This is a genomic window from Sphingomonas sp. LH128, assembly GCF_000293195.2.
Taxonomy (GTDB): domain Bacteria; phylum Pseudomonadota; class Alphaproteobacteria; order Sphingomonadales; family Sphingomonadaceae; genus Novosphingobium; species Novosphingobium resinovorum_A.
In genome coordinates this window covers 1-5,356 of the sequence record NZ_ALVC01000335.1, presented here as the reverse complement: position 1 = coordinate 5,356, position 5,356 = coordinate 1, and the positions used below count along the sequence as shown (strand labels likewise).

The 5,356-nt window shown below is 65.8% G+C and carries 3 protein-coding genes; 2 read left to right on the top strand and 1 reads right to left on the bottom strand.

Going from position 1 to position 5,356, the window contains the following annotated elements; translation table 11 throughout:
* Positions 1-148 precede the first annotated feature (148 nt).
* On the bottom strand, positions 149-1,489 hold the full coding sequence (locus LH128_RS23595) for a hypothetical protein (protein WP_008832205.1): 1,341 nt from the start codon (positions 1,487-1,489) through the stop codon (positions 149-151).
* Between the two features lie 302 nt (positions 1,490-1,791).
* On the opposite strand from LH128_RS23595, the gene gyrA reads away from it, so the two are divergent.
* Both gyrA and LH128_RS23585 read left to right on the top strand, forming a co-directional pair.
* Entirely contained in the window at positions 1,792-4,527 is a 2,736-nt protein-coding gene (gene gyrA / locus LH128_RS23590; protein WP_008832204.1) for a DNA gyrase subunit A, read from the top strand.
* On the top strand, positions 4,524-4,865 hold the full coding sequence (locus LH128_RS23585; protein WP_008832203.1) for a DUF952 domain-containing protein: 342 nt from the start codon (positions 4,524-4,526) through the stop codon (positions 4,863-4,865). The genes gyrA and LH128_RS23585 overlap by 4 nt, the downstream gene beginning before the upstream one ends.
* Positions 4,866-5,356: the final 491 nt, after the last annotated feature.

Below are 5,356 nucleotides of genomic sequence, written 5' to 3'. Positions count from 1 at the left end.
CCCGCTTGCGGGAGGGGCAGCGAGACTTGCTGAGCCGAAGGCGAAGTTAGTCGCAGCGGGGGGTCTGGCGCCAGGCCGATCTGGATCGACACACGAAAAAGGGCGCCGGAAACCCGGCGCGCTTCCCGTTTCAGTCTGAACCGAAAGCTCAGTTCGCTGCAGGAGCCGCTGCCGGAGCAGGCGAAGCCTTGCTCTTGGCATAAGCCGACCACAGCTTGGCAACCGGCGCGCGAGTGCCGGTGACCTTGGCGAAGTTGGCTTCCGCATCGGCGTACTTGCCCTGCAGAGCCTGCGACATGCCGAGACGCAGCGCGACCTTGTTGGCATCGACGCCCGGCATCGACGCGGCCTTGGCATAGAACGTCTCGGCCTTGGCCGGCTGGTCGTAGCTCAGGAACACGTCCGCCGCGCCGACGACGCTGGCAGCCGTCGCACCCGGCTTGCTGGCATCACGCTCGGTGGCGGGCAGCGAAGCCTTGTCCGCCGCGACGCGGCCGTCGGTGTTGGCCTTGTCCGGCACGTCTCCGGCGGTCAGCTTGCCCTTGGCGATACCGTCGGCCATGACCTTGCTCGCTTCGCCCGGGAACGCGCGCGGATCGGCGTTCTCGAGGTATTCGAAGTAGTCGCGCTTGTCGTTCATCGAACCGGTGAGGAACATCAGGCGCATCAGGTCGAGGTTCTGGTCGCGCGGCAGCGAGGCCAACTGGCGGACCACCGAGATCGCGGTGTTCCAGGTGCCCGGGTAATACTGGCCGAGCATCGCCGCGTATTCGGTCGACGGAGCGAGCTGCTTGGCGGTGTAGGTCTGCTGGAGGACCGAGCGCAGCGCGGTTTCCGAAGGCGCCTGGCCCTTGGCCTGCGCGGCGGCAACATCGTCCTTGGCCATCTGCAGGGCGGCCTCGGGGTTGTTGTTGCGCTTGTAGGCATCGGCGAGGACCGCATCGAGCTGGCCCGACGAATCGACGAAGCCGCCGTCCTTGGCCGCCTTCAGGTACGTCGCCGCGCTGGCGTAGTCCTTGAGCTGGTAGGCGGTGATGCCGGCATCGTAGTTGGTCTTGCCGACTTCCTCGGCGGGCAGCTTGCCGCTGGAGAGCAACATCTTGTTGCCTTCCTGCTTGGTGGCGAGATCCTGCGAGATGATGCCGAAGTTGCGCATCATCGAGCCGAGTGCGTTCTTGTCGTCGGGCGTGGTTGCGGCCGGCACGGCGGCCTGGAACGCGGCCTTGCCGTCACCGCCGACGGCGGCGTCGAAGGCGGCCTTGGCCTTGGCCATCGCGTCGGGGGTCTGCTGGCCGCCGAGAGCAGCGATCGCGGCTTCCATGGCCTTCTGCAGCGGCTGGGCGACCTTCACGAACTCGGGGGAGAACTTGCCGCCTGCGGCTTCCTTCTCCTTCTTCGCGGCCATCGCGGGGGTGGCGACCGTCAGCGCCATACCGCTCGACAGGAGGGCGGCAAGAGCGACACGGGAAACAAGGAACTTGCGAGCCATCAAGGCTACTCCTCTCAAGGACAAACGAAATCCCGCCGAAACGGGATGAAAATAAGGCGGTCGCCGGTTTGGCCGGGAATTCGGCCCTTGGCAACCATGCGAGCGAATTAGCTTTTAGCCACTGAACGCGCATTGAATGCAATTCGTCGCAGCCGTTCAGGTTCCCCGCGCGCGTGCGTTCCTTATATGTGGAAAACGGCACGCATCGCCCCTCGCCGCCACCGGTTCCGGTGGCTTTCCCCTGGCGCATGTCCTAGTGCGGTCCATCATTCTTCTTCCGTAGCAAAAGCGATCCAACCCGCGTGAGCGACGACACCAACGATATCCAGCCCGTAGGCCCCGAGGGCGAATTCACCCGCATCGACATCGTCGACGAGATGAAGACGAGCTACCTCGACTACGCGATGAGCGTGATCGTCAGCCGCGCGCTGCCCGACGTGCGCGACGGCCTGAAGCCGGTGCACCGCCGCATCCTCTATGCCTCGCAGGAAGGCGGCTTCGTCGCCGGGCGTCCTTATCGCAAGTCGGCCAAGATCGTCGGCGACGTGATGGGCAACTACCACCCACACGGCGACAGCGCGATCTACGACGCCCTTGCGCGCATGACGCAGGACTGGTCGATGCGCGTGCCGCTGATCGACGGTCAGGGCAACTTCGGCTCGATGGACCCCGATCCGCCGGCCTCGATGCGCTATACCGAAGCGCGCCTTGCCCGCGTGGCCAACTCGCTGCTCGACGATCTCGACAAGGACACCGTCGACTTCGCGGACAACTACGACGGTTCGCGTCAGGAGCCGACGGTGCTTCCGGCGCGCTTCCCGAACATCCTCGTCAATGGCGCCGGCGGCATCGCGGTCGGCATGGCGACCAACATCCCGCCGCACAACCTGGGCGAAGTGATCGACGGCTGCTTCGCGATGATGGACAATCCGGGTATCACCTCGGAGGAACTGTTCCAGATCATCCCTGGCCCTGACTTCCCCACCGCCCCGCTGATCCTGGGCCAGCACGGCGCCCGGCTCGCCGCCACCACCGGGCGCGGCTCGATCATCCAGCGCTGCCGCAGCCACGTCGAGGAAGGGCGCGGCAGCCGCAAGGATTCGCGCTCGATCGTCCTCACCTCGATCCCCTACCAGGTCGGCAAGTCCAATCTGGTCGAGAAGATCGCCGAGGCCGCCAAGGACAAGCGGATCGAGGGCGTCTCCGACATCCGCGACGAATCCAACCGCGAAGGCGTGCGCGTGGTCATCGACCTCAAGCGCGATGCCTCGCCGGAAGTCGTGCTCAACCAGCTGTGGCGCAGCACCCCGGCACAGTCGAACTTCGCCGCGAACATGCTGGCGATCCGCGGCGGCCGCCCCGAGATCATGGCCCTGCGCGACATCCTGCAGGCGTTCATCCAGTTCCGCGAGCAGGTCATCACCCGCCGCACCAAGTTCGAACTGAACAAGGCGCGCGACCGGGCGCACATCTTGCTCGGCCTCGTCGTCGCCGTGTCCAACATGGACGAGGTGGTGAAGATCATCCGCGGCGCCTCCAATCCGGCCGACGCCCGCGCCAAGCTGCTCGCCAAGGAATGGCCGATCGGCGACATCGCGCAGTACATCCGCCTGGTCGAGGCGATCGAGCCCGAGGCCGAGGCCGCCGACGGCATCTACCGCCTGTCCGAAGTGCAAGTGAAGGCGATCCTCGATCTGCGCCTGCACCGCCTGACGGCGCTCGGCCGCGACGAGATCGGCGACGAACTCAAGCAGCTCGCGATCGCCATCGAGGAATTCCTCGCCATCCTCGCCGACCGCGTGAAGCTCTACGCCGTCATGCGCGAGGAACTGCAGGCCGTGCGCGACGCCTACGCCACCCCGCGCCTGTCCGAGATCACCGCCGCCTTCGACGGGATCGACGACGAGGACCTCATCGAGCGCGAGGACATGGTCGTCACGGTGACCATGGACGGCTATATCAAGCGCACCGCCCTCTCCGCCTTCCGCGCCCAGAACCGCGGCGGCAAGGGCCGCGCCGGCATGGCCACCAAGGACGAGGATGCGGTGACGACGATGTTCGTCACTTCCACCCACAACCCGGTGCTGTTCTTCTCGACGGCAGGCAAGGTCTACCGCCTCAAGGTCTACAAGCTGCCCGAAGGCGGCCCGACCACGCGCGGACGCCCGATCGTCAACCTGCTGCCGGCGCTCGACAAGGACGAGACGATCCAGACCGTGCTCGCCCTGCCCGAGGATGAGACGGAGTGGAGCGCGCTGTCGGTGGTGTTCGCCACCGCCAAGGGCAACGTGCGCCGCAACTCCATGGATTCCTTTGCGAACATCCCCAGCAACGGCAAGTTCGCGATGCGCTTCGACGAAGGCAGCGACGATCGCCTGATCGGCGTGGCATTGCTGGAAGCCAGCGACGACGTGCTGCTCGCCACCCGCCAGGGCAAAGCGATCCGCTTCCCCGGCGACGACGTGCGCGAATTCACGAGCCGCACGTCCACCGGCGTGCGCGGCATGACGCTGAAGGGTGACGACGAGGTCATCTCGCTCTCGATCCTCCACCGCGTCGGCACCGATGCCGAAGACCGTGAGCAGTATCTGCGCTTCGCCCCGTGGAAGGGCGACAAGGAGGGCGAATCCACCCTCTCCGCAGAGCGCATGGCCGAACTGGAAGAGCGCGAGCAGTTCATCCTGACGGTCTGTGCCAACGGCTACGGCAAGCTGTCCTCGGCTTACGAGTACCGCCGCACCGGTCGCGGCGGCCAGGGCATCACCAATATCGACAACATCGGCCGCAACGGTCCGGTAGTCGCCAGCTTCCCGGCGACCCTTGCCCAGCAGCTGATGTTGGTTACCGACCAGGCCAAGTTGATCCGTCTGCCGCTCCATTCGCTGCGCGTGATCGGTCGCGGCTCGGCGGGCGTGCGCCTGTTCACCGTCTCGGCGAACGAGCACGTCGTCAGCGCGGTCCGGCTGGACGAAGAACCGGAAGTCGAGACCCCGGTAGCCGACGAGGCCGCGCCGGAGGCTCCGGAAGCCGAAGCGTGAGGGATACGGTCGCATATAAAATCCTGACCGGCGAGCAGCTTGCACGGCTGCTCGCCGACGGGACCTTCGCCGGAGCGCCAGTCGATCTGGCCGACGGTTACATTCACATGTCCACCGCCGATCAGGCGCAGGGCACGCTGGACAAGCACTTCGCCGGACAGGACGATCTGCACATCGCCGCCGTGGACCTGACCGCGCTGGGCGACACGGTGAAGTGGGAAGTTTCGCGCGGCGGTGCGCTGTTCCCGCACATCTACGCCGACCTGCCGCTGTCGGCGGTGATCGTGCACGGCCCGGTCGAGCGCGGTCCGGACGGAACGCTTCAGCTTCCACACTGATCGTCATCCCAGTGAAAGCTGGGACCGCTGGCCTGTTGCTGTGCGCCAACGTTCAGACGCCCTGGCGATAGCTCGGCCGGTCACGGCCAACGGTCCCAGCCTTCGCTGGGATGACGGGTTTTCGAACGCCACCTTGACACTTATCGCCAAATAGGTTATATGACCCAGCATCCGGAGCAGTGCAGATCACATTGCTTCGGTGTATCGGGTCGGCGTCGTGGGCCGGGATGCGGTTTCAAGCCGCAGCTGTGCAAACCACGCGCCCATCGAAGACCCGGACTGTCTCTGCGCTACCGGAAACGCCGTCCATACGTTCCTGCGACACACGGCAGGACTTGGGACGGCCATCCCGGATAGCCTTCGGCCGATAACGATGCGAACCCTAACGACGGCCACATGGGACTTTCCGATGGAATACAGGTCGAGCCGGGCTGCACCGTGAGTTACCCGGCCGCTCGCCAGAGCTTCACGGAAAACAAAACCCCGCGTCC

What these genes read in the sequence shown, in the direction of transcription:
- LH128_RS23595 (WP_008832205.1), bottom strand. Translation starts at nt 1,489, where the DNA reads ATGGCTCGCAAGTTCCTTGTTTCCCGTGTCGCTCTTGCCGCCCTCCTG.